Source organism: Pseudomonas poae (assembly GCA_028869255.1).
Lineage (GTDB): Bacteria > Pseudomonadota > Gammaproteobacteria > Pseudomonadales > Pseudomonadaceae > Aquipseudomonas > Aquipseudomonas poae_C.
In genome coordinates, this window is record CP110972.1 from 3,105,403 (window position 1) to 3,131,995 (window position 26,593).

The following is a 26,593-nucleotide window of genomic DNA, read 5'->3' on the forward strand; positions in this document are numbered from 1 at the left end:
TTCTGTCCTGAAGTTGCGCATCCTTTTATCACACCAGGCGCTTGATCTGTTTATGCCGCCACACCAACCGGTAGTACGCGGTCTGCAACCCCAGCATCGCCAGGTAGGTCACCGGAAACGCCATCCACACCCCTTCCAGGCCAAAGTGCGCGTTGAGCAGGTACGCCATCGGCAACTCCACGCACAGCACGCAGAAGATCGAGATCGCCACCGGCATCAGCACCACCCCGCTGGCGCGCATGATTCCGCCGATCACGGCCTGGAACCCGAACACCAGGATGCTCCACAACATGATGTGCAGCAGGTGTTCGGCATTCACCCGCGCAGCGTCATCGGTGATAAACAAACCGAGCAACCAGTGGGACAGCGCGTAGCCCAGCACGATCAAGCCACCGGTCAGGCAGGTGTTGATCAACAACCCGGTGCGCAGGATCGGCCCGATCCGTTCAAGCCGTCCGGCGCCAATCGCCTGGGCCCCCAGGATCGAAGCGGTGATGGCAATCGACAGCGCAGGGAACTGCACGTAGTTAACGATCTGCGTCACCGCGCCATAGGCCGCCGTGGCCTGTGAACCGTGGCTGTTGACCAGGGCCAGAATCACCAGTTCCGACAGCGACAGCACCACCATCTGCAAACCGGTAGGCAAGCCGATGCGTAGGACTTTGCCCAAAATTACGCGGTCCAGGCGCAAGGCCGCGAGCAGTTCACGGTCCGGCGCCATCACGTGGTTTTTGTGGCGCAGGCGCAGGATCAGAAACAGCATCGCCGCCGCGTTACCCACCAGGCCCGCGTACACCGCGCTCTGAATACCCATCGGCGGCAGGCCGATCCAGCCGCGGATCAACGCCGGGGTCAGCAACAGCCCCACCAGGGTCGAGACCATCAACGCCAGCAATGGCGAAAGGGTGTCACTGACCCCGCGCAGTAACTGGGTGTAGAGGATAAACACCAGCAGCAACGGCATGATCAGCATCATCATCTGGGCATAGCCCACCGCATCGTCGAGCACATCCAGCGGTGTGCCCAGTGCCTGCAGCGCCGGGCGCGCAAACAGGCTGCCGAGCACCGCCGCGGTCAGGCCCACCAATGCGCCCAGGGTCAGGGTCGCGCCGGTGATCGCCTTGACCATGCCGGTTTCCTGCGCCCCCAGGCCTGGCCGATCAACACCGAAGCGCCCGCCCCCAGGCCGATCACCAGGGCAATAAAGAAGAACACGATGGGGAACATCCCCGACACCGCCGCCAGTGCCTGGGTGCCGAGCATTTGCCCGACATAAATGCCATTGAGCGTGCCGGAAAAACTCTGCAGGAAATTGGACAGCACCATCGGCGCCAGAAAGATCAGGTAGACCTGCCACAGCGGGCGTTGCAAAGAGCTTTGCATGAAAAACGTGGCCTCGGATAACTAAAGCGTCCGAGGGTTATACCGTAATTGGATCCGATCTTCCTGTGCTTTATCAGGGCATCGGCTCGACCACCAGGCTGGCATTGCGCACCGTCGCGTTCAGGCGTTGGGCATGCCCTTGCAACACACATTCGGCAATCGCCGGCTCCAGTTCCACCCGCAAACGCCGGCCCAACGCCCGCGCACCAAATCGAGGATCGTGCTGGCGGCACAACCACTTTCGCGCCGAAGCATCCAGCGTCAACGAACGCTGGTGCAGCGCCAGGCGTTGATTGAGCTTGCCCAACTCAACCTCCAGCAACGCGTCCAGCCACTGCACATCGATGGCTTCGAACATCAGCACACGGTCGATGCGGTTAAGAAACTCCGGCTCGAAATGCCCGTGCAGCGCCTCTTCCAACACCGCCGCCTCGCCGCGAACAAATACCCGCAGCAGCCGGCGCCAGCCACGGGCAAAGCGCTGGCGATGCCGACGCGCCTGTTGCGCGCCGACATTGCTGGTCATGAAGATCAAGCTGTTGCGAAAGTCCAGGGTGCGCGTGCCACCAGCCAGGGTCAGTTGGCCGTTTTCCAGGATCCCGAGCAGGCTGCGCACTACTTCCTGGCTGGCTTTTTCCAGCTCATCGAACAACACGATCCCGGGTCGGCTGTAGGTGCCCTGGATCAACTCGCTGTTGAACAGGCTGATGCCCTCCTTGCTGCCCACATAGCCCGGCGGCGCGCCGGTGAGCGCGGCCGCGTAATGTTCCTGGACCAGGGTCTGCATGTCGATGCGGCAAAAGCCGTCGGCGCGACCGTGCAGCGCCTGGGCCAGCAGGCGCACGATTTCGGTTTTGCCCACCCCGGTCGGCCCCATGAACAGGTTGACGCTCAAGGGCCGGTCGCGCTCGCCGATATCGGCCTTGACCACCTTGAGCAAACCTTCCACCTGGGCCAGCGCCGCATCCTGGCCCACGATGCGGCTGCGCAGCAAGGCCATCACCTGGGCCGGTTCGAAGGTAAAACGCATGCCCTACCCCGCGGTTTTCTCTTGGCCACCATGCGGCAGTTGCCCCACCGGGCACTCGGCGACGCCCACCGTGCTGCGGGTTATTTTTTCGACATTCTCCTGGGCTTTTTGCGCGTCCAGCACCCAGGTGCGGTAGAACTCGAAGGGGCAATCGGCCACGCCCTTGTCGCCATCGCCCGAGGCGTGCATGCCGGTGTAACCCCGGTGCAGCAGCTTGAACAGATGGTTCTGCGACTGGTCATTGGCCCGCGCATCGCGAATCTGCGACACCGAGAGCTGCGCGTACTGGATACCCATTTCCTCCTCGCCACACTCCCCCAGCGTGCGCCCGTCAAAACCGATGATCGCCGAGTGGCCGAAGTACGAATACACCCCGTCGAAGCCCGCCGCGTTGGCCACCGCCACATAGCAGTTATTGGCCCAGGCCATGCTCTTGGACATCTGCACCTGCTGCTCCTTGGCCGGGTACATATAGCCCTGGCAGCGCACGATCAACTCCGCGCCTTTCATCGCACAGTCGCGCCAGATCTCCGGGTAATTGCCGTCGTCGCAGATGATCAGGCTGATCTTCATGCCCTTGGGCCCCTCGCACACATAGGTGCGATCCCCCGGATACCAGCCCTCGATGGGGCACCACGGGATGCACTTGCGATAACGCTGCACGATTTCGCCGAGGTTATTGATCAGCACCAGGGTGTTGTAGGGCGCCTTGCGCGGATGCTCCTCGTGGCGCTCGCCGGTCAGGGAAAACACGCCCCAGGTATTCGCCTGGCGGCAGGCGGCGGAGAAAATCGCGGTCTCCTCGCCGGGGATGCTCGCAGCGGTCGCCATCATTTCAGCATGGTCGTACATGATGCCCATGGTGCTGTATTCCGGGAACACCACCAGGTCCATGCCGGGCAGGCCCTGCTTCATGCCGAGGATAATCTCGGCGATCTTCTGCGCGTTGTCGATGACCTCGGCCTTGCTGTGCAGGCGCGGCATCTTGTAGTTCACCACCGCTACACCGACGGTGTCCGGGCTGCTGGAAATGTCGCCATGACGCATAACAACGCTCCTGATCTAGTGGCTGATCATCCACGGCCGTGGGCCGGTTTTGGTCTTCAGGCCCAGCGGGTTGGCCTTGCTCGGCTCGACCTGCTTGCGGGTGCCGCAGCAACTGCAACCGGCTGGGTGTAGACGGCTTTGCTGGTACTCGCCGACGGTTTGCGGCGCGTGGGCACTGCGCTCGTTACCGGCGATGGCCTTGCGCTGGTTGGCCGACAGCGTTTGCAGCGCCGGGGCCGACACCATGAGCTGCCCGCCCGGCCCGGCACAGTACGGACACTGGCTGGGCTCGTTGCGCTGGGCGATCGGCCGCAACATCGTGAAGGTGCCGCAGGTGTCGCAGGCGTATTCGTAGGTCGGCATGGCTACAGGTCCGGGGCGATGGGCAGGTCGATGCTGCCGTCCAGGAACCTGGTCGGGCCGTTGGCATTGGGGTTGATATCGAACTCGAAGATTTCCGTAGGCAGCCACAAGGTCGCGCAGGCATTCGGAATATCCACCACGCCGCTGATATGCCCCTGCACCGGCGCCGAGCCGAGCAACGCGTAACCCTGGGCCGGCGAGTAGCCGAACTTGGTCAGGTAGTTGATCGCATTCAGGCACGCCTGGCGGTAGGCGACGTTGACGTCCAGGTAGTGCTGCTGGCCCTGTTCGTCCACCGAGATACCTTCGAAGATCAGGTAGTTCTTGTAGTTGGGCGTGATCGGGCTCGGTTTGAACACCGGGTTCTTGATCCCGTACTTGGCCATGCCGCCCTTGATCAGCTCGACTTTCATGTGCACCCAGCCGGCCATTTCGATGGCGCCGCAAAAGGTGATTTCGCCGTCGCCCTGGCTGAAGTGCAAGTCCCCCACCGACAGCCCTGCGCCGTTGACGTAGACCGGAAAGAAGATCTTGGAGCCACGGGACAAATCCTTGATGTCGCAGTTACCGCCATGTTCACGCGGCGGCACGGTGCGTGCGCCGGTGGCGGCCGCATCATCGCGGGCCTGGCCCTTGAGCTTGCCCATATGCGCAGTGGCGGCCAGTGGCGCATTGGCCAGTGGCGGTACACGGGTGGGGTTGGTGTCGATCAGTTCCTGCTCGCGGCGGTTCCAGTCGGCGAGCATCACCGGGTCCGGCAGGCAGCCGATCAGGCCGGGGTGAATCAGGCCGGCGAAGTTCACGCCCGGGATATGCCGCGAGCTGGTGAACATGCCCTTGAAATCCCAAATGGCTTTTTGCGCGCTGGGGAAGTGATCGGTCAGGAACCCACCGCCGTTCTGCCGCGAGAAGAACCCGTTGAAGCCCCACTGAGAGTCGGCCTTGGCGCCGATATCGAGCAAGTCCACCACCAGCAGGTCACCCGGCTCGGCGCCGTGCACCCCCACCGGGCCCGACAAGTAGTGCACGGTGGACAGGTCCACATCCCGCACATCGCTGGCGTCGTCATTGTTCTTGATCGCGCCGGCGGTCCAGTCGTAGGTCTCCAGGATGAAGTCATCCCCGGGTTTTACCCAGCAGGCCATCGGGATATCCGGGTGCCAGCGGTTATGGATCTGCTCGTTCTCGGAGACGGGCTGGTTGAGGTCGACTTTGATCAGCGTTTCGGTCATGGGCTAGCTCCTGGACGGATGACGGGGTGCGTGCGATCCAGTCTCGTGGAGCCAGCTAAAACGGGGAATACGTTGGATGACGTATAAAGAAATGAGGTTGGAACGCGATAAAAATGTGGGAGCGGGCTTGCTCGCGAAAGCGTCGTGTCAGTCGATAAATGCTTGACTGATAAACCCTTTCGCGAGCAAGCCCGCTCCCACAGTTGAGCTGTGTTGGTTAGACGGACAGGTATCGGCTGATCGTCGCCTCATCCACCCGATCCCGGGTCTCTTCAATCACGAAGCGGCCCTTCTCGATCACCAGGAAGCGGTCGGCGATTTCCAGGGTGAACGACAGCACCTGCTCGGACACCACGATAGTCAAATCGCGCAGGTTGCGGATCTCTTTGAGGGTGCGTGCAATGTCCTTGATGATCGACGGTTGGATGCCCTCCGTCGGCTCGTCGAGCAACAGCACCTTGGGGTTGGTCGCCAGCGCCCGGGCAATCGCCAACTGCTGTTGCTGCCCGCCGGACAGGTTGCCACCCTTGCGCGACTGCATGTCATAGAGCACCGGAAACAGCGCATACAAATCTTCCGGCACCTTGCCCCGCGCCGACGCGGGCAGGCCGGTCTGGATGTTTTCCAGCACCGTCATGCTCGGGAAAATCATCCGGCCCTGGGGCACATAGGCGATCCCGCGCGCCACCCGCTCATGGGTTTCCAACGCTGATACATCCTGCCCATCCACGCTGACCTGGCCCTTCCACTGCGGCAAGATGCCCATCAGGCTCTTGAACAATGTGGTCTTGCCCATGCCATTGCGGCCCATCACGGCGACGATCTCACGCTTGGCCACATTCAGGTCCAGGTCGTGGAGGATCTGGCTCTGCCCGTAGCCGCAGGACAACTGGTCGATCTTGAACATGCGCGGCTCCTCAGTGGCCCAAATACACTTCGATGACTTTCGGGTTGCTCTGCACCGACTCCATACTGCCCTCGGCCAGCACCTTGCCCTGGTGCAGCACGGTGACCTTGTGCGCGATGCTTTTGACGAACTCCATATCATGCTCGATCACCAGCACCGAACGGCCCTGGCTGATGCGGTTGAGCAGCTCGGCGGTTTGCGCACGCTCGTTGACGCTCATGCCCGCCACCGGTTCGTCGAGCATCAGCAACTCGGGGTCCTGCATCAGCAGCATGCCGATTTCCAGCCATTGTTTTTGCCCGTGGGACAGCAAGTCAGCCTGTTGTTGCAGCAAGTCGCCGAGGAAGATCTCCCGGGCCACTTCTTCCACCCGGGCGATCACCTGGGCGTTGCGTTTGAAGAACAGCGCACCCCACACCTTGCGCCCGGCCGGGTAGGACATCTCAAGGTTTTCGAACACCGTAAGGTTTTCGTAGATCGAGGGGTTCTGGAACTTGCGCCCCACACCGGCACGCACGATGTTGTACTCGCGCATCTTGGTCAGTTCCTTGCCATCGAACTGGATGCTGCCGCTGGTGGCGCGGGTCTTGCCGCAGATCAAGTCAAGCACCGTGGTCTTGCCGGCACCGTTGGGGCCGATCACCACGCGCACTTCGTTACGGTCGATATACAGATTGAGGTTGTCGACCGCCTTGAAGCCGTCGAACGATACGGTGAGGCCCTCGATGGCCAGCACCGGCTTGTTCATTTCAAAGCCGACAGCGGTCATGGCTGAGTCTCCAGGATCTTGGTTTTCGCCTTGGCTTTCACCGGGGTTGCGGCTACGGGCTTACGCCGCAACAGTTTCGCCAGCGCCTGGCGCCCGTGGCTTTCCCACAAACCGGCGAGGCCGTTGGGGAAATACATCACCACCGCAATAAACAGCCCGCCCATCAGGTACAGCCACAACTCGGGGAAGGACTCGGAAAAGTAGGTCTTGCCGTAGTTCACCAACAGCGCGCCATACACCGCGCCGAGCAACGACATGCGCCCGCCCACGGCGGCGAAGATCACCATTTCGATCGACGGCACGATGCCGACGAACGACGGCGACATAAAGCCCACCTGCAAGGCAAACATTGCCCCGCCAATCGCCGAAAATGCGGCGGCCACACAGAACACAAAAATCTTGAAACTGGCCACGTCGTAGCCGGAGAACCGCACGCGCTCTTCCTTGTCGCGCATGGCCATCAGCAACCGGCCGAGCTTGGACGCGAGGATAAAGCGCCCGATAAAGATGCAGCCGAACAACAAGCCGGCGTTGATGAAGTACAGGAGCATCTTCGCGCTGTCGGTGCGCAGGTCCCAGCCGAGCAGGGTCTTAAGGTCGGTGATGCCGTTGACGCCACCGGTCAGGCCCTGCTGGCCGACGATCAGCACCGTAAGGATCAGCGCAATCGCCTGGGTCACAATCGAGAAATACACATCGCCCACGCGCCGCTTGAACAGCGCCATGCCGATGATAAATGCCAGCAGCACCGGCACCGCAATCACTGCCACCAGGGTAAAGCTGAAACTGTGGAACGGCTGCCATAGCCAGGGCAGTTCAGTGATCTGGTTCCAGTCCATAAAGTCCGGGATGCCCGGTGTGGATTGGATCTTGGTGCTTTGCGGGTCCGAGGCTTCCAGCTTGAGGAACATCGCCATGCAGTAACCGCCGACGCCGAAGAACACGCCCTGCCCCAGGCTAAGAATGCCGCCATAGCCCCAGCACAGCACCAGCCCCACGGCCACGAACGCATAGGTCAGGTACTTGCCGACCATGTTCAAGCGGAACGCGTCCAGGGTCAGGGGGAACACCACAAGGATCAACAGCGCCAGCAGCACGATGCCGATCAGGTTTTGCTGGCCGCCCAGCAGCTTGTCTAAAGCCTTCATCTGCTCGCCTCTACTTGCGCACTTTGATGGAGAACAACCCTTGCGGGCGCAGCATCAGGATCAGAATCACCGAGGACAACGTGAGGACCTTGGCCATCGAGCCACTGAGGAAAAACTCCGACAGCGATTGCGTCTGGGCAATCACGAACGCCGAAGCGATGGTGCCGAACAGGCTTTGCGCGCCACCAAAGACCACCACCAGGAAGGTGTCGACAATGTACTGCGAGCCCGCCGTCGGCCCGGTAGAGCCAATGGTGGTGAACGCAGCGCCGGCCACCCCGGCCACGCCGCAACCGAGGGCAAAGGTCATGCGGTCGACCTTGCGCGTGTTGATGCCCACCGCCCGGCTCATCAGGCGGTTCTGCACCGTGGCCCGTACCTGCAGGCCCCAGCGCGAGCGGTAGAGCATCAGGAAGATCGCAGCAGTGAGCAGCAAAGTCAGCGCCATCATCAACAGGCCGTTACGCGGGATCTCGATGGCGTCGGTGAAGTTCACCGAGCCCATCAGCCAGGCCGGTGGCTCGGCGCTGACTTCACGGGCGCCGAACACCGAGCGGAAGGTTTGCTGCATCACCAGGGACAGGCCCCAGGTGGCAAGCAAGGTGTCCAGGGGCCGTTTGTACAAACGGCTGATCATCGCCCACTCCACCAGCCAGCCGATGGCCCCGGCAACCAGGAATGACAGGGCAATGGCGAAGAAAAAGTAATAGGGCTGGAAGCTCGGCGCAAAGTGCGCGGTGAGGCTGGAACACACATAGGTGGTGTAGGCGCCGATGGTCAGGAACTCACCGTGGGCCATGTTGATTACGCCCATCTGGCCGAAGATGATCGCCAGCCCCAATGCCATCAGCAACAGCACGCAGAACACGGACAAGCCGTTGAACCCCTGCATCGCCGCGATGGCTCCAAATTCCGATAGCCATTCCATGATGATGGTCTCCTGAGCGGGAGGTTGAAATGCGGTTGGCTTTTGCCTTTTGTGGGAGCTGGCTTGCCTGCGATGGCATCACCTCGGTGTAACTGAAACACCGAGTCGCCTGCATCGCGGGCAAGCCCGGCTCCCACAGAAGCCGGGTTCAAACATCCAGGGTTATTGGTAGCCTTTGGGGAACGGGTTCGGCTCGATCAGATCCGACTCGTAGATCACCTTGAACTGGCCGTTGGGCTGTACTTCGCCAATCCGCGACTTGCTCCACAGGTGGTGGTTCTCGTGGATCTTCACATAGCCTTCGGGCGCGGTTTTCAGCTCGATGCCCGGGCTTGCGGCGACGACTTTATCCACGTCGAAACTGCCGGCTTTCTCCACCGCCGCTTTCCACAGCCAAGGGCCGAGGTAGGCCGCCTGGGTCACGTCACCGATTACCGCATCCTTGCCGTACTTGGCCTTGAAGGCTTCGACGAAAGCTTTGTTGTTCGGGTTGTCCAGGCTCTGGAAGTACTTCATCGAGGCGTAGAAACCGGCCATGTTTTCGCCGCCGATGCCGAGCAACTCGTCTTCGGTGACCGACAGGGTCAGCAAGGTCTGCTTGGCCGAATTCACACCCGCCGCATTCAGTTGTTTGTAGAACGCCACATTGGAACCGCCGACCACTGCGGCAAACACCACGTCCGGTTTCTTCAGCTTGACCTTGTTGATCAGCGAGCCGAACTGAGTGTTGCCCAGCGGGTAGTAGTCCTCTCCGACCACGGTGCCATGCAGCACGTTTTCAATATGTTTGCGCGCAATCTTCATCGACGTGCGCGGCCAGATGTAGTCCGAACCCACCAGGTAGAAGGTCTTGGCGCCTTTGGTCTTGGCGATCCAGTCGAGGCTGGCGAGGATCTGCTGAGTGGCCTCCTGGCCGGTGTAGATCACGTTTTTCGACTGCTCCAGGCCCTCATAGAAGGTCGGGTAGTAGAGCAAACCGTTTTCTTTCTCGAAGATCGGCAGCACGGCTTTGCGCGACGCCGAGGTCCAGCAGCCGAACACCGCGGCGACCTTGTCGTTGACCAGCAACTTCTTGGCCTTTTCGGCGAAGGTCGGCCAGTCGGACGCGCCGTCTTCCTGGATCACCTTGATCTGCCGTCCGAGAATCCCGCCCGAAGCGTTGATCTGCTCGATGGCCAGGCGCTCGGCCTGGATCGAGCCGGTTTCGGAAATCGCCATGGTGCCGGTGGCCGAGTGCAACTGGCCGACGGTGACTTCGGTGGGGGTCACGGCCAGCCCCTCGTTATCAGCCAGCACGCCCTGGCTGAACAAAGCGGCCGCCAGTAACGACAGGGCCAACAGCGGTGTGGAGCGAATCAATCGTGATGCCATGGGGCGACTCCTCTGCAATGAGGGGTTCAGCATGGCGGCAGTGGGCCAGTGCGGGTATACGCAGCCTGACGTAACCGAGTACGTCATTTGACGTATGCCGTTGCGCACCATTTTCGCGCAGGATCGCGGCCGCCCAGCCAACGCAGATCAATGTGGGAGCTGGCTTGCCTGCGATAGCGGTGTACCAGGCGACATCTGCAGTGGCTGATCCAGCGCTATCGCAGGCAAGCCAGCTCCCACCTGTTGAATCGGGGCATGGAACTTGCTCACTCACATCCGCCATCCCTACGGAGCCTCCCACCGTGCACCCTCCTTCCGGCACCCAGCGCATCGTCAAGATCCGCCGCGACTACAACACCTGGGTCGCCGACGAGACCATGGAAGACTACGCCCTGCGCTACACGCCCAAATCCTTTCGCAAATGGTCGGAACTGCGCATCGCCAACACCGCCCTGGGCGCGGTGTCGTTTCTGGCGCTTGAAGCCATCGGTGGCGTGCTGGCCTTGAGTTACGGTTTTACCAACACGTTCTGGGCGATCCTTGCGATCAGTCTGGTGATCTTCCTCACCGGCCTGCCCATCAGCTACTACGCCGCCCGCTACGGCGTGGACATGGACCTGCTGACCCGCGGCGCCGGCTTCGGCTATATCGGCTCCACCATCACGTCGCTGATCTACGCCAGCTTTACCTTCCTGTTCTTCGCCCTGGAGGCGGCGATCATGGCCCTGGCCCTGGAGTTGTATTTCCATATCCCGCTGGCCTTCGCCTATGTGATCTGCTCACTGCTGGTGATTCCGCTGGTGGCCTACGGTGTGACCCTGATCAGCCGCCTGCAACTGTGGACGCAGCCAATCTGGCTACTGTTGCTGGTGCTGCCGTATGGGTTTGTGGCGTGGAAAAACCCCGACGCCTTCAGCGACTGGACCAGCTTTGTCGGGCGCAGCGGCGACGGCGGCGGCTTTAACCTGTTGGCGTTCTGCGCAGCCTGCACCGTGGCGCTGTCGCTGGTGACGCAGATCGGCGAACAGGTCGACTACCTGCGCTTCCTGCCGGAAAAAACCGCCGCCAACCGCAAGCGCTGGTGGGCCGCCCTGCTCTGCGCCGGCCCTGGCTGGATCATCCCCGGCGCCTTGAAAATGTTCGCCGGCGCGTTCCTCGCGTTTCTCGCCCTGCAACATGAAATCCCCATGGAGCGCGCCGCCGAGCCGACCCAGATGTACCTGGTCGCCTTCCGCTATGTGTTCAGCTCGCCGGAATGGGCCCTCGGCGCGATGGTGCTGTTCGTGTTTATCTCGCAGATGAAGATCAACCTGACCAATGCCTACGCGGGCTCCCTGGCCTGGTCGAACTTCTTCGCCCGCGTAACCCACAGCCACCCCGGGCGCGTGGTGTGGCTGGTGTTCAACGTGGCCATTGCGCTGATGCTGATGGAATTGGGCGTGTTCGATGTGATCGACCAAGTGCTGGGCCTTTACGCGAACGTCGCGATTGCCTGGATCGGCACGTTGGTGGCCGATCTGGTGATCAATAAGCCGCTGGGCCTGTCGCCCAAACATATCGAGTTCAAACGGGCGCACCTGTACGACATCAACCCGGTGGGCGTCGGCTCGATGCTGATCGCCTCGTTGCTGTCGATTCTCGCCCACTTCGGCCTGTTCGGCGCCCTGGCCCAGGCCGCGCCGCCGTTCGTGGCGCTGGGCACGGCGTTGGTGATGGCGCCGCTGTTGGCCTGGCTGACTAAAGGCAAGTACTACATTGCGCGTACCAGCGACTTACAGCTGATTCACCCGGTGGCACCGGCCACTCACGCGGTGTGCGGGCTGTGCAGCAACCCGTTCGAAACCGCCGACATGGCGTTCTGCCCGGCCTACAGCACGCCGATCTGCTCGCTGTGTTGCTCACTGGATGCGCGCTGCGGCGACCGCTGCAAACCCCATGCGCGGCTGGTCACCCAATTCGAAGGTGTGCTGCGCTGGCTGCTGCCCAACACCTTGATGCCGCGCCTGCACACCCGCCTGGCGCATTACCTCGGCCTGCTGCTGGCGCTGGTGCTGATGCTGGCCGGTGCGCTGGCGCTGATCTACGTGCAGGCGGCCCAGGGTTTGCCGCATTCGGAAACCCTCTACCAGGCATTCTTCAAGGCGTTTCTCACCCTTTCGGTTCTGGCCGCGGTGCTCGCCTGGTGGGTGGTGCTGACCCGTGAAAGCCGTGGCGTCGCCCAGGAAGAATCCGACCGCCAGACCCTGCTGCTGATGCAGGAAATCGACGCCCACAGCCTCACCGACCAAGCCCTGCAACAGGCCAAGGAGGCCTCGGAAGCCGCGAATGCGGCCAAGAGTCGCTATGTCACCGGGCTGTCCCATGAGCTGCGCACACCGCTCAACAGCATCCTCGGCTTTACCCAGATTCTGCAGCGCGACAGCGCCATGCCCGAGCAACATCAGGACGCCCTGGCGACCATCCTGCGCAGTGGCTCGCACCTGTTGTCGCTGATCGACGGCCTGCTCGACGTGGCCAAGATCGAGGCCGGCAAGCTGCGCCTGGAGCTCACCGAAATCCCCTTCCCCGAGCTGATCCACGACCTGGAGCAAATGTTCACCCCGCAAGCTCAGGACAAGGGTTTGCGTTTTCGCCTGGACTGCGTCGGCAAGATCCCGGCGGTGGTGCGCGGCGATGAAAAACGCGTACGGCAGATCCTGATCAACCTGCTGGGCAACGCAGTGAATTTCACCGACAGCGGCGAGGTGTGCCTGCGGGTCAGCTACATGCGTGAAACCGCCAATTTTGAGATTATCGACACCGGCATCGGCATTGACCCGGGGCAGATCGAGCGGATTTTCCAGCCCTTCGAACGCGGCGACCTGATGCGCCAGGACAAGGGTGTGGGCCTGGGGCTGACCATCACGCGCATGCTCACGTCTTTGATGGGCGGCGAGTTGCGGGTCACCAGCGAGCTGGACCAGGGCACCTGCTTCCAGGTGCGGCTGTTCCTGTCCCAGGTACGCGCGCCGCAGGCCGTGGTGCATGTGGAGCACGACATCATCGGTTATCAGGGCGAGCGCCGGCGCATTCTGGTGGTGGACGACCATGTGGACCATCGCAAAGTGCTCAGCGGCATGCTCACGCCGCTGGGGTTTGAGGTGGTGCAGGCGAGCAATGGCCAGGACGCGATCCGCCAGGTCGCGTTGCTGGCCCCGGACCTGATCCTGATGGACCTGTCGATGCCGACCCTGGATGGCTATGAGACCAGCCGACTGATCCGGCGTAATGCGCTGTGCACCGCACCGATCATCGTGATCTCCGCCAACGCCTTTACCGACGACCGCGAACGCAGCATCGCCGCCGCCTGCAACGACTACCTGGCCAAGCCGGTGCGCACGCCGGAACTGCTCGGGCGTCTGCAACAGCACCTGGATTTGCAGTGGTTGCGCCGCACCAAGATCTTCACGCCGCCAGCGCCCCCCAGCGTGCTGCCCAGCCCCGAAGACCTCGCCGCCCTCGCCGAACTCAGCGCCATCGGCTACGTACGCGGCCTGCACGCCAAACTCGACGCGATCCTTGCACAACGCCCCGACACCGAACCTTTCATCACCAAGGTGCGCGGGTTGCTCAAGGGTTTTCGCCTGGATGAACTCAACCGAACCCTCAAGGAGGCCGAAGATGAATGCACTCACCCGCAGCACTGAACCTGGCGTGGTGCTGATCGTCGATGACACACCCGACAACCTGGCGATGCTCTCCGACGCCCTCGATGACGCCGGCTACATGGTGCTGGTGGCCCTCGACGGCCTGAGCGCGCTGAACCGCGTGCAACGCAGGCGCCCCGATCTGATCCTGCTGGACGCGATGATGCCGGGCCTGGACGGCTTCGAAACCTGCCGCCGACTCAAGGCCCAGCCCGCCAGCGCGGATATCCCCGTGGTGTTCATGACCGGGCTGACCGACAGCAAGCATGTGGTGCAGGGCTTTGAGGTGGGTGGCAGCGACTATGTGACCAAGCCGATCCAGACCGATGAGGTGTTGGCGCGGGTCGCGGCGCATTTGCGTACGTCGCGAATTCTGTTGTCGGCACGCGAGGCGACGCAGCCGAGCGTGTTGACGCTCGAAGACGCGCCGGCGCAGCGGCTGTTATCCGCCAGGTTCCAGCTGACCGAGCGTGAGGTGGAGGTGCTGCGCTGGGTAGCGTGTGGCAAAACCAATCGGGATATCGGCGATATTCTGGGGTTGAGCCCGCGCACGGTGAACAAGCATTTGGAGCATGTGTATGTGAAGCTCGGCGTGGAGACTCGCACGGCCGCCACGTCCGTGGCCCTGGCAGCGATCTGATCACCTGATGTATGAAGATCAAAATGTGGGAGGGGGCTTGCCCCGAAGAGCGAGTGTCAGTGAATGCATCGGTAACTGACCCGCTGCCATCGAGGGCAAGCCCCTCCCACATTTGATCTTCATTGTCTGGTAGAGGGGTTATCCACCGAAAGCCTGCGAGGGCCGGCGCAACGTCGGGTCAAACGGATTGATCCGGGGCCCGATCGCCGCCGCCTCGCGTTTGAGCAACTCCACCACCATCGGCAAACGACTCGGCCCCAGGCGGTCACTGATGGTCGCCACGCTCAGCGCCGCCACCGCGTGCCCATCCCGATTGAGAATCGGCACCGCCAACCCGGCCATCCCCTCCAGCACCCCGGTATTGCGCGCCGCGTAACCCAGGCGCCTTACGTTCTCCACCTCGGAGCGCAGCAGCACTTCGTCATACAGGTGAAAGTCCTTGAGCCTTGGCAGGTTGTAGCGGATCACCGTTTCACGCTCTTCCTCCGGCAAGAACGCCAGAATCGCCAAACTGCCCTGCCCCACGCCCAGTGCCACACGCCCGCCGATATCCCCGGTGAAGGTGCGAATCGGGTACGGGCCTTCGCTGCGATCCAGGCAGATCGCGTCAAAGCCGCTGCGCGCCAGCAGGAACAGCGAATCGCCCAACGAAGCACTCAAACGCAACATGCTTGGCCGCACCAACTCGCGCAGGTTGCCGGTCTTGCCCGCGTTGGCCGCCAGGGCGAAAAACTCCAGGCTCAGGCGATAGCGTTTGCTGCGTGCGTCCTGCTCGACCATGCCTTCGTCCATCAGGCTGCGTAACAGCCGGTGAGTGGTGGGTTGGGACAGGCCGACCTGTTGCGCAAGCTGGGTCACCCGTTCACCCCCTTCCGGCACCTCACCCAACGTACGCAGTAGTGCGAACAGCCGGGACACACCGCCTGCACCGACTTCCTTGGTGTTTTCATTCCGCTCAGTGGAATCCATAGCGCTCTATCTCTACCTAAATTCTGGTGAGTGAATAAATCTTAAAATACTTACTCATTCAGTGAAATTTCATCTTTCGCCCATCCTAGTCTTCGTCCTAATCTGCGTCCACAGGGGCGAAATGAACAACTAACGGCAGCCGACTCGAGATCGAGCGCCAACGCACCCGCAGCACTCTTTTCGCATCTGCCCAAAACAAAAAAGCGCGTTTCGACGCGACTCAAAAAAAGGTGGAACGCAGACATGGCATTTCTCCAACTCAACGCCTTGAGCAAACGCTACGGCGCCATCGACGCGGTGGTCGCCACCGACCTCGCGGTGGAAAAAGGCGAGTTCGTTTCCCTGCTCGGCCCCTCAGGCTGCGGCAAGACCACCACCCTGCAAATGATCGCCGGCTTCGTGGACGTGAGCGGCGGGCAGATCCTGCTCGACGGCCGCGACATCACCCACGCCAAACCCGCCAGCCGTGGCCTGGGCGTGGTGTTCCAGAGTTACGCGCTGTTCCCGCACATGAGCGTGCGGGACAACGTCGCCTTCGGCCTGAAGATGCGTAAAGTGCCGGCCGCCGAAATTGCCAGCAAGGTCAAAACCGTGCTCGAACTGGTGCGCCTGGCCCCACACGCCGAGCGTTACCCACGCGAGCTGTCCGGAGGCCAACGCCAGCGTGTGGCCCTGGCGCGTGCGCTGGTGATCGAACCGCCGGTATTGTTGCTGGATGAACCGCTGTCCAACCTCGACGCCAATCTGCGCGAAGAGATGCAGTTTGAAATCCGCCGCATCCAGTGCGCGGTCGGCATCACCACGTTGATGGTCACCCACGACCAGGCCGAAGCGCTGTCCATCAGCGACCGTGTGGTGGTGATGCAAGCCGGCCGCGTGACCCAGATCGATGCGCCGTACACGCTCTACGAACACCCGCGCACGCGGTTTATCTCGGACTTCGTCGGCAAGGCCAACCTGCTGCCGGGTGATTTTGACGAACTCGGCACCCCACAAGTGCGTCATGCAAGCGGCGACGGCGAGCTGACCCTGAGCCTGCGCCCGGAAAAAATCAGCCTGGTGGCGCCCGGTTCAGGGCGCCTGCAAGGCAAGGTCCTGAACCGCTACTTCTTCGGCAGCCAATGGCTGTATCGCATCCACACCGACCTCGGTGAAATCACCGTAGTACGCAGCAACGACGGCAGCGCGCCGTTGGACAACGGCGCGGCGGTGGGCCTTGAGTGGCAAGCCGAGCTGCTGCGTGTGCTGGCGGCGGATGAGGTGCGCGCATGAGCCGCGGTTATTTGCTCTCGCTGCCGGCCCTGCTGCTGTTTACCGGGCTGTTGATTTTGCCGCTCGGGCTGACGCTGGTGCTGTCGTTCAACGTGTTCGACTACCAGGTGGGCGTAAAGGGCGATGAGTGGACCCTGACCCATTACCTGTCGCTGTTCAGCGATTCGTACTTCTACGAGATCTTCTGGCGCACCTTCTGGATCAGTGCATTGGTGACGCTGCTGTGCGTGGTGATCGGCGTGCCCGAGGCGTACATCCTTAGCCGCATGGGCACTCCGTGGCGCTCGATCTTTCTGATCCTGATCCTGACGCCGTTGCTGATTTCGGTGGTGGTGCGCGCCTTTGGCTGGAGCCTGTTGCTCGGCGCCGACGGCCTGGTGAACCAGGTCATCCAAGCCCTTGGCGGGCGCCCGGTGAAGCTGCTGTACACACCGTTCGCGGTGATCATCGCGCTGGTACACGTGATGCTGCCTTTCATGATCATTCCGGTGTGGACCTCGCTGCAAAAGCTCGACCCGTCGGCGGAACAGGCAGCGCTGTCGCTGGGCGCAAGCCAGGCCACGGTGATGCGCAAGATCGTGTTGCCGCAGGTGATGCCCGGTGTGCTGTCCGGCACGTTGATCGTGTTCGGCCTGGCCGCCAGCTCCTTTGCGATCCCCGGCCTGCTCGGCGGGCGTCGCCTGAAGATGGTCGCGACCGTGGTGTACGACCAGTATCTCTCGGAACTCAACTGGCCCATGGGCGCGACCATCGCGGTGGTGCTGCTGTTGGTCAATCTGCTGATCATGCTGAGCTGGAACCGCATGGTCGAAGGCCGCTACAAAAAGTCCCTGGGGGTTTAAGCGCATGTCCAGAAACGGTCCTTTGGCCCTCGGTTTTCACGGTTTGGTGGTGCTGTTCATGATGGCGCCGCTGGTGGTGGTATGCCTGGTGGCCTTTACCCCGGAAAACACCTTGAGCCTGCCCACATCGGGCTTCTCACTGCGCTGGTTTCGTGCGGTGTTCGAGCGTGCCGATTTTATCCAGGCGTTCTATAACAGCCTGATCCTGGCCTTTACCGCCGCGACCCTGGCCACGCTGATCGCGGTGCCGGCGGCCCTGGCGATCAGCCGCTATCCGTTCCCTGGGCGGAATTTTTTCAGCGCGTTGTTCTTGTCGCCGATCATCATCCCGCACCTGGTGCTGGGGGTGGCGATGCTGCGGTTGTTTGCGTTGATGGGCGTGAATGGCAGCTTCACCTGGTTGATGCTGGCGCACGTGGTGATCATCACGCCCTATGTGCTGCGCCTGGTGCTGGCGGCGGCCATCGGGATGGATCGCAGCGCGGAGCAGGCAGCGCAATCGCTGGGTGCCGGGCGCTTCACGCTGTTTCGGCAAATTACCCTGCCGATGATTTTGCCCGGTGTCGCCGGCGGCTGGCTGCTGGCATTTATCAACAGTTTCGATGAGGTAACGCTGTCGATCTTCGTCAGCTCGCCGGCCACGCAAACCCTGCCGGTGCGCATGTACGTGTACGCCACCGAATCCATCGACCCGATGATGGCAGCGGTGTCAGCGCTGGTGATTGCACTGACGGCGGCAACCATGATTCTGCTCGACCGGGTCTACGGCCTGGACCGCGTGCTGGTGGGGAAACATTGATGGCCTTGTTCAAGCGATTGGCCGAAACCCGGCGCCCTGTCCTGGCCTTCACACTGGACGGGCAACCGGCCACCGGCTTGCTCGGCGACACCCTCTTGACCGCCGTGCTGACCTGCGCCGACCACCTGCGCGGCAGCGACTTCAGCGCCGAGCGCCGCGCCGGTTTCTGCCTGATGGGCGCGTGCCAGGATTGCTGGGTACGGCTGGCCGATGGGCGCCGCGTGCGCGCCTGTTCGACGCTGCTGGAAGAAGGCCAGGCAATCAGCCGCGATCCGGGGCGCCAGCCATGAAACCGATCGTGATTGTAGGCGCTGGCCCGGCGGGCATCAGCGCGGCACGCACCCTGCTCGACCACGGCATCAAAGCCTGCCTGGTGGATGAAAGCCTGCGTGGTGGCGGGCAGATTTACCGGCGCCAACCGGCGAATTTCCAGCGCTCGGCAGAGCAGCTTTACGGTTTTGAAGCGGGCAAGGCTGAAGCGGTGCACCGAACAATGGATGAGCTGGCGCCCTTGATCGATTACCGACCGCAAACCCTGGTATGGAATGCCGAGGACGCTCGCCTGGATATGCTCAACAATGGCCGCGCCGAAAGCGTCGAGTACTCCCGACTGATCGTGGCCACCGGCGCCACCGACCGTATCCTGCCGGTGCCCGGCTGGACCCTGCCCGGGGTCTACAGCCTGGGCGCGGCGCAAATCGCCTTGAAGTATCAGGGTTGTGCAATCGGTGAGCGGGTGGCGTTTTGCGGCAGCGGGCCATTGCTGTATCTGGTGGCTTACCAATACGCCAAGGCCGGGGCCAAGGTGGTGGCGGTGCTCGACAGTGCGCCGTTCAGCGCGCAGTGCCGCGCATTGCCGGCGCTGCTTGGGCAGCCGGCGACCTTGGCCAAGGGCTTGTATTACCGCGCCTGGCTGACCGCCCATGGCGTGCCCGTGCATCAGGGCGTAACCCTCCAACAGATTGACGGCGAGCAACGCGTGAGTGGGATTCGCTGGGGCAAACAAACACTTGAATGCGACGCCGTGGCCTTCGCCCACGCCTTGCGCAGCGAGACGCAACTGGCGGATTTGCTCGGCTGCGAGTTTGCCTGGAACCCCTTGAACCGTGCCTGGTTGCCGCAACGTGACACGGCCGGGCGCAGCAGCGTGAATGGGGTGTACCTGGCGGGCGACGGGGCCGGGATCATGGGTGCCGATGCCGCTCAGATGGCCGGTGAACGTGCCGCGTTGGCGGTGTTGGAAGATTCAGGCATTGCCATCGACCCGCGTCGCCCGCCAGCGCTTGAACAACAACTGGCAGGCATCCAGCGCTTTCGCCACGGCCTGGAAACAGCCTTCCCCTTTCCCGAACAGTGGGCAGCGCAGGCACCGGATGGGTTGATAGTGTGCCGCTGCGAAGAAGTCAGTGCCGGTGATATCCGCACTGTAGTGGATGAAGGCCACTGGGAAATCAACCGGGTCAAAGCCCATTGCCGCGTCGGCATGGGGCGCTGCCAGGGCCGTATGTGCGGGCTGGCGGCCGCGGAGATTGTGGCCGAACGCAGTGGGCGCGCGGTTGAAAACGTCGGCCGCCTGCGTGGCCAGGCACCGATCAAGCCGCTGCCGTTTGGTGTGGAGCTGCAGCCATGATCGACGTCATCGTACTGGGCGGTGGGATTGTCGGCGCGTCGGCAGCCTTGATGCTCGCGCACAAAGGTCAGCGCGTGGCCTTGGTGGAGCGAGATTTTTGTGGCTCGCATTCCAGCGGGGTGAACTATGGCGGCGTACGGCGCCAGGGGCGGCCTTTGCATCAATTGCCGTTGTCGCAGAGGGCTCATCAGCTGTGGGCCGATTTGCCGGGTTTGATCGGCATCGACGGCGAATATGTGCGCTCCGGGCATCTGAAACTGGCGCGCAGCCCTGCGGATTTCGCCGCGTTACAGGCGTATGCCGAACACACTCGCGGCTTTGGCCTGGGCTTGCAGTTGCTCGACTACGCCGAGCTGCGTGCACGCTTCCCTTGGGTTGGCGATATCGCCGTGGGCGCCTCGCTATGCCCTGAAGACGGGCATGCCAACCCGCGCCTGGTGTCACCCGCCTTCGCCCGCGCCGCGCAGCGCCTTGGCGCGTCGGTGTACGAGCAGGCGGAGGTGATTCGCATCGAACATGACGGGCGCGATTTCCAGGTGCACTGCGCCAACGGCCTGCACCTGCAAGCGCCGTGGCTGCTGAACTGTGCCGGCGCCTGGGCCGGCAACGTTGCCGCGCAGTTTGGCGAACCGGTGCCGATCACCTCGGCGCACCCGGCGATGCTGGTCACCGAGCCGCTGCCGCGGGTGATGAACGTGAGCACCGGCGTCGAAGGCGGCGGGATCTATGCGCGCCAGGTGGCCCGGGGCAATTGCATCCTCGGCGGCGGTCGCGGGTTTGCCCTTGGCCCGCTGACGGCGCGTCCGGGCCAGGTGGCGGTGTTGGAGATTCTGCGCAATGCCGGCGAGTTGTACCCGTTTCTCAAGGGCGCCCAGGCGATTCGCACCTGGAGCGGCACCGAAGGTTATCTACCCGATCATGAACCGGTGATCGGCCCCAGCAGCACCCAACCTGGCCTGCTCCACGGTTTCGGCTTTGCCGGCGCCGGGTTCCAGCTCGGTCCAGCCGTCGGTGAGGCCCTGGCAGAGATGGTCTGCGAAGGCGCCAGCCGCCAACCCATCGAAGCGTTTTCCATCCGTCGTTTCCAAGCCTGAGAGGAAAAACATCCATGAACCCACGTATTGCGCTGTCCTGCTTGTCCCTCGCCCTGCTCGCCTCAACGGCACACGCCGCGCCCACGCTGTACCTGGGCATGAACGGCGGCACCATGGAACGGGTGTACGCCGACAAGGTGCTGCCCGCCTTCGAGAAGGCCAATAACGTCAAGGTGGTGATCGTACCCGGCACCTCGTCGGACATTCTCGCCAAGGTCCAGGCCAACAAAGACAACCCGCAGATGCACGTGATGTTCCTCGACGACGGCATCATGTACCGCGCCATCTCCATGGGCCTGTGCGACAGGCTCACACCGAGCCCGACCCTGGAGCAGATCCCGGCCAAGGCCAGAATCAAGGATGAGGCCGTGGCGGTGACCCTGGGCGTTACCGGCCTGGGCTACAACGCCAAGATGTTCAAGGAAAAAGGCTGGGCCGCGCCGACCTCGTGGATGGACCTGGCCGACCCGCGCTTCAAGGACAAAGTGGTGTTCCAGTCCCTGGCCTCCTCCACTTTCGGCCTGCACGGCTTTTTGATGTTCAACCGCCTGCAGGGCGGCGATGAAACCAATGTGGAACCCGGCTTCAAAGCCTGGCCAAAAACCGTCGGCCCCAATGTGCTGGAATACATCGCCAGCTCGGCGAAAATCTCCGAGATGGTGCAAACCGATGAAGCCGCGATCTTCCCCCTGACCCCGACCCAGGTCGCCACGCAAAAACTGCTTGGCGTACCCATGGAGTACGCGCAACCCAAGGAGGGCGCGGTGGTGCTGAACGTGGCCGAATGCGTGATCGCCCGCAACGACCAGCCGGAGCTGGCGCAGAAGCTCGCAGCGTTTTTGCTGACCGCCGAGGCCCAGGCACCGGCGCTGGAAGACGGTGACCAGATCCCGTCGAACCCGACCACCCCGACCACCGACAAAACCCGTGCGCGGGTGGAGGCCATGCAGGGCTACTTGCAGACGGCGATTTCGATTGATTGGGACCAGGTCAACCAGGCGCGTCCGGAGTGGAACGCGCGGTGGAGCCGGTCGATCGAGCGTTGATCAAACAGGCACAATCGGCAGCGCACGTTTGTGCGCTGTCTTGCCGTACGCCCCCTCAACAAGCGCCCTGACCCGCTCACTCACTGGCTTGCCCATCAGGTAGGCGTCGATCTCTTCGTACGTGCACGTGTAGGCGTGCTCGTCCAGCTTGCCCGGCGCCAGCTCTTCCAGGTCGGCGGTGGGTGGCTTGCGTACCAGGTGTTCCGGAGCGCCGAGAGCACTTGCGAGTAGCCTCACCTGAGTCTTGGTCAGCCCCGACAGCGGTGCCAGGTCGCAGGCACCATCACCGAATTTAGTGAAGAAGCCCATCAACGCTTCGGCGCCATGGTCGGTGCCCACCACCAAGCCGTGATGCAGGTTGGCCACGGCGTACTGGGCGATCATCCGTGTGCGGGCCTTGACGTTGCCCTTGATGAAATCCACATGGGCGGCGCTGGCTTCGGTGGCGGTGAGGCTGGCCATCAGGCCGTCGACGCTGGCGGCGATATTCAGGGTGTCGATGTGGTCCGGGGTGATGAAGCCCAGGGAGGCCTGGGCGTCACTTTCATCGGCCTGGGTTTTATAGGGCAGGCGCATGGCGATAAAACGTGCCGCGTAGCCTTCGCTGCGCAATTGCTCTACTGCCAGCTGGCATAGCCGGCCCGCCGTCAGGGAGTCCACACCGCCGCTGATGCCCAGCACCAGCGCCTGGCAGCCTGAGCTGCGCAAGGTGGTTTTGATGAAGTCGATGCGCCGTTGGATTTCCCTGGCTTCACCGCCCTTGACCAGTTGCCGATCGATATTCAGTTCCTGCGCGATACGATCTTGAGTTTGCATATCACACCTCTTTGTTGCCGACATTGATGTGTGGGAGCAAGCCCCTCCCACAGAAAATACTTGCGCCGCATACTGCAAAAACGAGGCGTCTTCGCAGACGTTCTTCACCGGGTCATCCGAAAACTTCACCACCGGCTCACCGTGTACCCGCACCAGTTTCATCACGATGCTCAGCGGCTCCACCCCTCCACGTCACAGGCCAGGCTGGTACCCATGCCGAAGCCGAACCTGGCCTTGCCGCGCACGTGCCGCAGGATCGGCAGGCATTTTTCGAAGTTCAGCCCGTCGGAGAACATCAGGTCCTTGGTCATCGGGTCGATACCCAATTCTTTGTAGCGGGCCAGCACCTTGTCCGCCCAGACGATCGGGTCACCGGAATCCTGGCGCAGGCCGTCGTAGAGTTTGGCGAAGTACAGGTCGAAGTCCTTGAGGAAAAAGTCGGTGCTGATGCAGTCGGTCAGGGCAATGCCCAGGCGCCCACGGTATTCACGCACCCAGTTTTCCAGCGCGGCGTTCTGGCTTTCGCGCAGGCGGCCCAGTTGCTGGTGCACCATCAGCCATTGGTGGGCCATGGTGCCGATCAGCGGCAGGTCGAACTCGTAGGCCAGGTGCGCATTGCTGGTGCCGACGAACTGGCCCGGGAAGTCGCGGCGCATGATGTCCACCACTTCGCGCTGGGCCTTGAATGACAAGCGCCGGCGGGTGGAAAAGTCCGAAACGCGCAGCTCGGCCAGTTCATCGCGGCTGAGGTTTTTTTGCAGCCAGTCGAACTTCTGGTAGAGCTTGCGGGTGACGTCTTCCAGGGTCACGTCAGGGTATTTATCGCGGTTGCGCAACTCGCTGACCAGCGCCAGCACCGGCTGTTCAAACATGATGCAGTGCAGCATCGGGCCGACCACGCGGATGTTCAACTGGCCGTCGACTTGGCTGACATGGATATAGCGCAGGTTGAAGCGGAATAGGCCGAGAAAGCGCTCGTAATCCGGGGTCAGGTATTCGCGAAAACGCGGATTGAACAGAAAGCGCAACTCGCCTTCACGCATTTGCAGGCCGGCCATTTTCTCAAGCTCGGTGCGCAATTCGGGGATCAAGTGGCCGAGCGTTTCCTTCGAGCGGACGATGAAGTTGTATTCCACATCCACATTCGGGTGCTGGTGCAACACCGCCTGCATCATGGTGAACGTGTAGTAATCGGTGTCGAGCAAGCCCTGGATCACCGGGGATTCGTAGTCGTAGGCACTTTCCATGGTGGATCTCCTTAACGCGTGGCCATCGCGGCCAGTTCTTCGCGGGTGCGGCTGATGCCGGCACCGGCCTTGAGCAACTCGTTGACGGCCTGCACGCCGCCCTCCTCGCTGATACCGCGACACGCCGGCAGGTGCAGGACCACCTCCAGGCCGGCCTTGAGCAGTTGCAAGGCGGTGGTCTTGACGCAGTAGTCCAGGGCCAGGCCGCCGACGATCACGCGGCTCACGCGCTGGGCTTTCAGGTACTCGATCACGCCGGTGGACAGTTTGTCGTGCAGGTCGTGGTAGCAGGCACCGTAGGGGTGCAGGTCCGGCTCGACGCCTTTCCAGATGAAGTAGTCGTAGTCATAGGGCGTGGGCAGTTCGTCGAGCAAGGTGAAGCCCTCGGTGCCCGGCACGCAGTGGCTGACCCAGGTGACATCGGCATGGGCCAGGCCGGTGGGTTGCAGCATGTCGCTGTGCTGCGCGACCACCCAGGGTGCATGCGGGGTGTGCGCATCCTTGCTGCCGACGCGATGGCCGGCGAGGCTGGCCATGTAGTTGAGTTCGGCACCAATCTGGTCACCGCCGACCACCGGCAACTCGTTGGGGCACAGCGGCGTGAAGCTCTTCTGGGCATCGACGTCGAATGAAGCAATGGCGGTGTTCGCGAGGGTCATGGCAGCTCTCCTGTGGCCTGGAAACAAAAGTACACGTCATGTACTTTCATTGCAACAAACATTTGGTTATCTATACTGAACCCGGTACATGACATATCTGTTTGATCCGTTAGACTGTGCCCCACCGCTGTTCAGAAGGACGTCACATGCCCCTTAGCCCCTACCTCCATACCGTCGACCTGTGCGTCGTGTTTTACTGCCGCATGTCCGGGGAACTGAAACTGCTGCTGAACCAGCGCGAAGCCGAGCCATTCGCCGGGCATTGGGCGCTGCCGGGGGTAGTGGTGAACGGCGGCGTGCAAGATCTGAGCCTCAAGGATGCCGTGGAACGCCTGCGCGCCAGTGACAAGGTCGGCCTGGAGCTGGCCTGGAGCGAGCAAGTCGGCACGGTGGGGGATGCGTTTCGCGACCCGCGATGCTGGTCGTCGTCCACGTACTACCTGGCGCTCGTCGCGGATGAGGTGAGCCTGGGCGAGCATCAGCGCTGGTTTTCGCTCAAGGCGGTGGCAGACGGCACTACCCGGTTGCCGTTCGATCACAACCTGATCGTGGCAGCGGTACAGGAACGGCTGTTTTCCAAGTCGCTGTACAGCAACTTGCCGCTGATGTTTCTGGGCAATGAGTTCAGCGCGCCGGAGGCGACCACGATCTTTTCTCTGGTACTGGAGCGGCCGGTGCTCAAGACCAGTATTCGCCAGCGCTTGCTGAAGCTGACTGAGGCGGGGTATCTGCGCGAGACGGGGCGCAAGAAGCAGGGCGAGGGCGGCAGGCCCCAGGCGACGGTGCAGAACCTGAAGCCTGGGGAGATTTACTTCTTTGATCGCAGTTTTGCCGAGTAGCCTTGATCTAAAGAACAAGGAAGTTCAACTGTGGGAGCTGGCTTGCCTGCTCCCACACTGGATCTCCTTTGTCTGAATTGGCTTCAGTTCATCCAGTTACCGCCGTCGACGTTATAGGTCTGCGCTACTACATAGTCGGCTTCCTTCGACGCCAGGAAGATCGCCATGCCGGTCAAATCCTGCGCCGTGCCCATCCGCCCAAACGGCACCTCATCCCCTACCCGCTTTTTCTTCTCCCCCGGCGCCAGCCCTTCATGCCGGGCAAACAGCGCATCCACCCCATCCCAATGCTCGCCATCCACCACGCCCGGGGCGATGGCGTTGACGTTGATGCCTTGCTTGATCAGGTTCAGCCCCGCCGATTGCGTAAGGCTGATCACCGCCGCCTTGGTCGCGCAGTAGACCGCCACCAGCGGCTCGCCGCGCCGTCCGGCCTGGCTGGCCATGTTGATGATCTTGCCGCCGTGGCCCTGGCTGATCATCTGCCGCGCCGCCGACTGCAGGGTAAACAGCGTGCCGGCGACGTTGATCGAGAACAGCCGATCAAAACTGTCACGGGTGATATCGACGATGGGCGCGAGGTCGAACAGCGCGGCGTTGTTGATCAGGATATCCAGCTTGCCGACCTGCGCCACCACGGCAGCAATTGCGGCATCGATGGAGGCTTGGTCGGTGACGTCCATCGCCACGGCGTAGGCCCGGGGGCCCAGTTCGGCGGCGGTGGCTTGGGCGCGTTGCAGGTTGATATCGGCAATGGCGACCGTGGCGCCCTCGGCGATGTAGGCCTGGGCGAAGGCGCGACCGATACCACGCGCCGATCCGGTGATCAGCGCGCTTTTACCTTCGAGTCGTTTCATGGGGTCTTATCCGTCAATG

23 protein-coding genes and 2 pseudogenes are annotated in these 26,593 nt (G+C 62.4%); 10 read left to right on the forward strand and 15 right to left on the reverse strand.

The features are described from left to right. Positions 1-28 precede the first annotated feature (28 nt). The 10 genes and pseudogenes from LRS56_13910 to urtA all read right to left on the reverse strand — a co-directional run bounded on the left by LRS56_13910 (position 29) and on the right by urtA (position 10,178). Positions 29-1,383, reverse strand: a pseudogene (locus LRS56_13910) (MATE family efflux transporter). 73 nt (positions 1,384-1,456) lie between these two features. Further along, complete coding sequence (locus LRS56_13915) at positions 1,457-2,413, reverse strand: AAA family ATPase (protein ID WDU65436.1); 957 nt, start codon at positions 2,411-2,413, stop codon at positions 1,457-1,459. A 3-nt stretch (positions 2,414-2,416) separates the two neighbouring features. Then, positions 2,417-3,460, reverse strand: a complete 1,044-nt coding sequence (locus LRS56_13920) for an aliphatic amidase (protein ID WDU65437.1) — start codon at positions 3,458-3,460, stop codon at positions 2,417-2,419. A gap of 15 nt (positions 3,461-3,475) precedes the next feature. Beyond that, a complete protein-coding gene (locus tag LRS56_13925) occupies positions 3,476-3,823 on the reverse strand; it encodes a zinc ribbon domain-containing protein (protein ID WDU65438.1) in 348 nt (115 codons plus the stop codon). 2 nt (positions 3,824-3,825) lie between these two features. After that, a complete protein-coding gene (locus LRS56_13930; GenBank protein WDU65439.1) occupies positions 3,826-5,055 on the reverse strand; it encodes an acetamidase/formamidase family protein in 1,230 nt (409 codons plus the stop codon). 217 nt (positions 5,056-5,272) lie between these two features. Further along, positions 5,273-5,962, reverse strand: a complete 690-nt coding sequence (urtE, locus tag LRS56_13935) for an urea ABC transporter ATP-binding subunit UrtE (protein WDU65440.1) — start codon at positions 5,960-5,962, stop codon at positions 5,273-5,275. 10 nt (positions 5,963-5,972) lie between these two features. Next, on the reverse strand, positions 5,973-6,731 hold the full coding sequence (urtD, locus tag LRS56_13940) for an urea ABC transporter ATP-binding protein UrtD (GenBank protein ID WDU65441.1): 759 nt from the start codon (positions 6,729-6,731) through the stop codon (positions 5,973-5,975). Then, the gene (gene urtC / locus LRS56_13945; protein ID WDU65442.1) at positions 6,728-7,879 is read right to left on the reverse strand and encodes an urea ABC transporter permease subunit UrtC; all 1,152 of its coding nucleotides are present in this window, start codon (positions 7,877-7,879) and stop codon (positions 6,728-6,730) included. Before urtC ends, urtD begins: the two co-directional genes overlap by 4 nt. Positions 7,880-7,889: 10 nt before the next feature. Continuing rightward, positions 7,890-8,807, reverse strand: a complete 918-nt coding sequence (gene urtB, locus LRS56_13950) for an urea ABC transporter permease subunit UrtB (GenBank protein WDU65443.1) — start codon at positions 8,805-8,807, stop codon at positions 7,890-7,892. Positions 8,808-8,969: 162 nt separating this feature from the next. Further along, entirely contained in the window at positions 8,970-10,178 is a 1,209-nt protein-coding gene (gene urtA / locus LRS56_13955) for an urea ABC transporter substrate-binding protein (GenBank protein ID WDU65444.1), read from the reverse strand. 302 nt (positions 10,179-10,480) lie between these two features. On the opposite strand from urtA, the gene LRS56_13960 reads away from it, so the two are divergent. Both LRS56_13960 and LRS56_13965 read left to right on the forward strand, forming a co-directional pair. Then, positions 10,481-13,864 (forward strand): ATP-binding protein, encoded by a 3,384-nt coding sequence (locus LRS56_13960; GenBank protein ID WDU65445.1) that lies wholly within the window; start codon positions 10,481-10,483, stop codon positions 13,862-13,864. Continuing rightward, positions 13,839-14,504, forward strand: coding sequence for a response regulator (locus LRS56_13965; protein WDU65446.1), 666 nt, complete (start codon positions 13,839-13,841; stop codon positions 14,502-14,504). The genes LRS56_13960 and LRS56_13965 overlap by 26 nt, the downstream gene beginning before the upstream one ends. Positions 14,505-14,642: 138 nt before the next feature. Here LRS56_13965 and LRS56_13970 read toward each other — a convergent pair whose 3' ends face one another. Further along, positions 14,643-15,473 carry an IclR family transcriptional regulator gene (locus LRS56_13970; protein ID WDU65447.1) on the reverse strand — a complete coding sequence of 277 codons (831 nt, stop codon included), beginning with the start codon at positions 15,471-15,473 and terminating at the stop codon, positions 14,643-14,645. A gap of 243 nt (positions 15,474-15,716) precedes the next feature. On the opposite strand from LRS56_13970, the gene LRS56_13975 reads away from it, so the two are divergent. From LRS56_13975 to LRS56_14005, 7 genes are read left to right on the forward strand one after another with little or no spacing between them, the layout of a single operon-like run. Continuing rightward, a complete protein-coding gene (locus LRS56_13975; protein ID WDU65448.1) occupies positions 15,717-16,745 on the forward strand; it encodes an ABC transporter ATP-binding protein in 1,029 nt (342 codons plus the stop codon). Then, positions 16,742-17,587: an ABC transporter permease gene (locus LRS56_13980; protein WDU65449.1), complete on the forward strand. Its 846-nt coding sequence runs from the start codon at positions 16,742-16,744 to the stop codon at positions 17,585-17,587. The genes LRS56_13975 and LRS56_13980 overlap by 4 nt, the downstream gene beginning before the upstream one ends. Positions 17,588-17,591: 4 nt before the next feature. Continuing rightward, complete coding sequence (locus tag LRS56_13985) at positions 17,592-18,386, forward strand: ABC transporter permease (protein WDU65450.1); 795 nt, start codon at positions 17,592-17,594, stop codon at positions 18,384-18,386. Further along, positions 18,386-18,676 carry a (2Fe-2S)-binding protein gene (locus LRS56_13990; protein WDU65451.1) on the forward strand — a complete coding sequence of 97 codons (291 nt, stop codon included), beginning with the start codon at positions 18,386-18,388 and terminating at the stop codon, positions 18,674-18,676. The genes LRS56_13985 and LRS56_13990 overlap by 1 nt, the downstream gene beginning before the upstream one ends. Then, the gene (locus LRS56_13995) at positions 18,673-20,016 is read left to right on the forward strand and encodes an FAD/NAD(P)-binding oxidoreductase (GenBank protein ID WDU65452.1); all 1,344 of its coding nucleotides are present in this window, start codon (positions 18,673-18,675) and stop codon (positions 20,014-20,016) included. The genes LRS56_13990 and LRS56_13995 overlap by 4 nt, the downstream gene beginning before the upstream one ends. Continuing rightward, on the forward strand, positions 20,013-21,110 hold the full coding sequence (locus tag LRS56_14000; GenBank protein ID WDU65453.1) for an FAD-dependent oxidoreductase: 1,098 nt from the start codon (positions 20,013-20,015) through the stop codon (positions 21,108-21,110). Before LRS56_13995 ends, LRS56_14000 begins: the two co-directional genes overlap by 4 nt. A 14-nt stretch (positions 21,111-21,124) precedes the next feature. Next, entirely contained in the window at positions 21,125-22,156 is a 1,032-nt protein-coding gene (locus LRS56_14005; GenBank protein ID WDU65454.1) for an ABC transporter substrate-binding protein, read from the forward strand. Here the strand turns inward: LRS56_14005 and nadE are convergent, their stop codons facing one another. From nadE to LRS56_14020, 3 genes and pseudogenes are all read right to left on the reverse strand, one after another. Further along, positions 22,157-22,972: an ammonia-dependent NAD(+) synthetase gene (gene nadE, locus LRS56_14010; GenBank protein WDU65748.1), complete on the reverse strand. Its 816-nt coding sequence runs from the start codon at positions 22,970-22,972 to the stop codon at positions 22,157-22,159. A 48-nt stretch (positions 22,973-23,020) separates the two neighbouring features. Continuing rightward, positions 23,021-24,219 (reverse strand): annotated as a pseudogene (gene pncB / locus LRS56_14015) (nicotinate phosphoribosyltransferase). Between the two features lie 11 nt (positions 24,220-24,230). Beyond that, positions 24,231-24,878: an isochorismatase family protein gene (locus LRS56_14020; GenBank protein ID WDU65455.1), complete on the reverse strand. Its 648-nt coding sequence runs from the start codon at positions 24,876-24,878 to the stop codon at positions 24,231-24,233. Positions 24,879-25,024: 146 nt separating this feature from the next. On the opposite strand from LRS56_14020, the gene LRS56_14025 reads away from it, so the two are divergent. Further along, positions 25,025-25,717, forward strand: coding sequence for an NUDIX hydrolase (locus LRS56_14025; protein WDU65456.1), 693 nt, complete (start codon positions 25,025-25,027; stop codon positions 25,715-25,717). A gap of 83 nt (positions 25,718-25,800) precedes the next feature. Here the strand turns inward: LRS56_14025 and LRS56_14030 are convergent, their stop codons facing one another. Beyond that, entirely contained in the window at positions 25,801-26,574 is a 774-nt protein-coding gene (locus LRS56_14030) for an L-iditol 2-dehydrogenase (GenBank protein ID WDU65457.1), read from the reverse strand. Positions 26,575-26,593 lie beyond the last annotated feature (19 nt).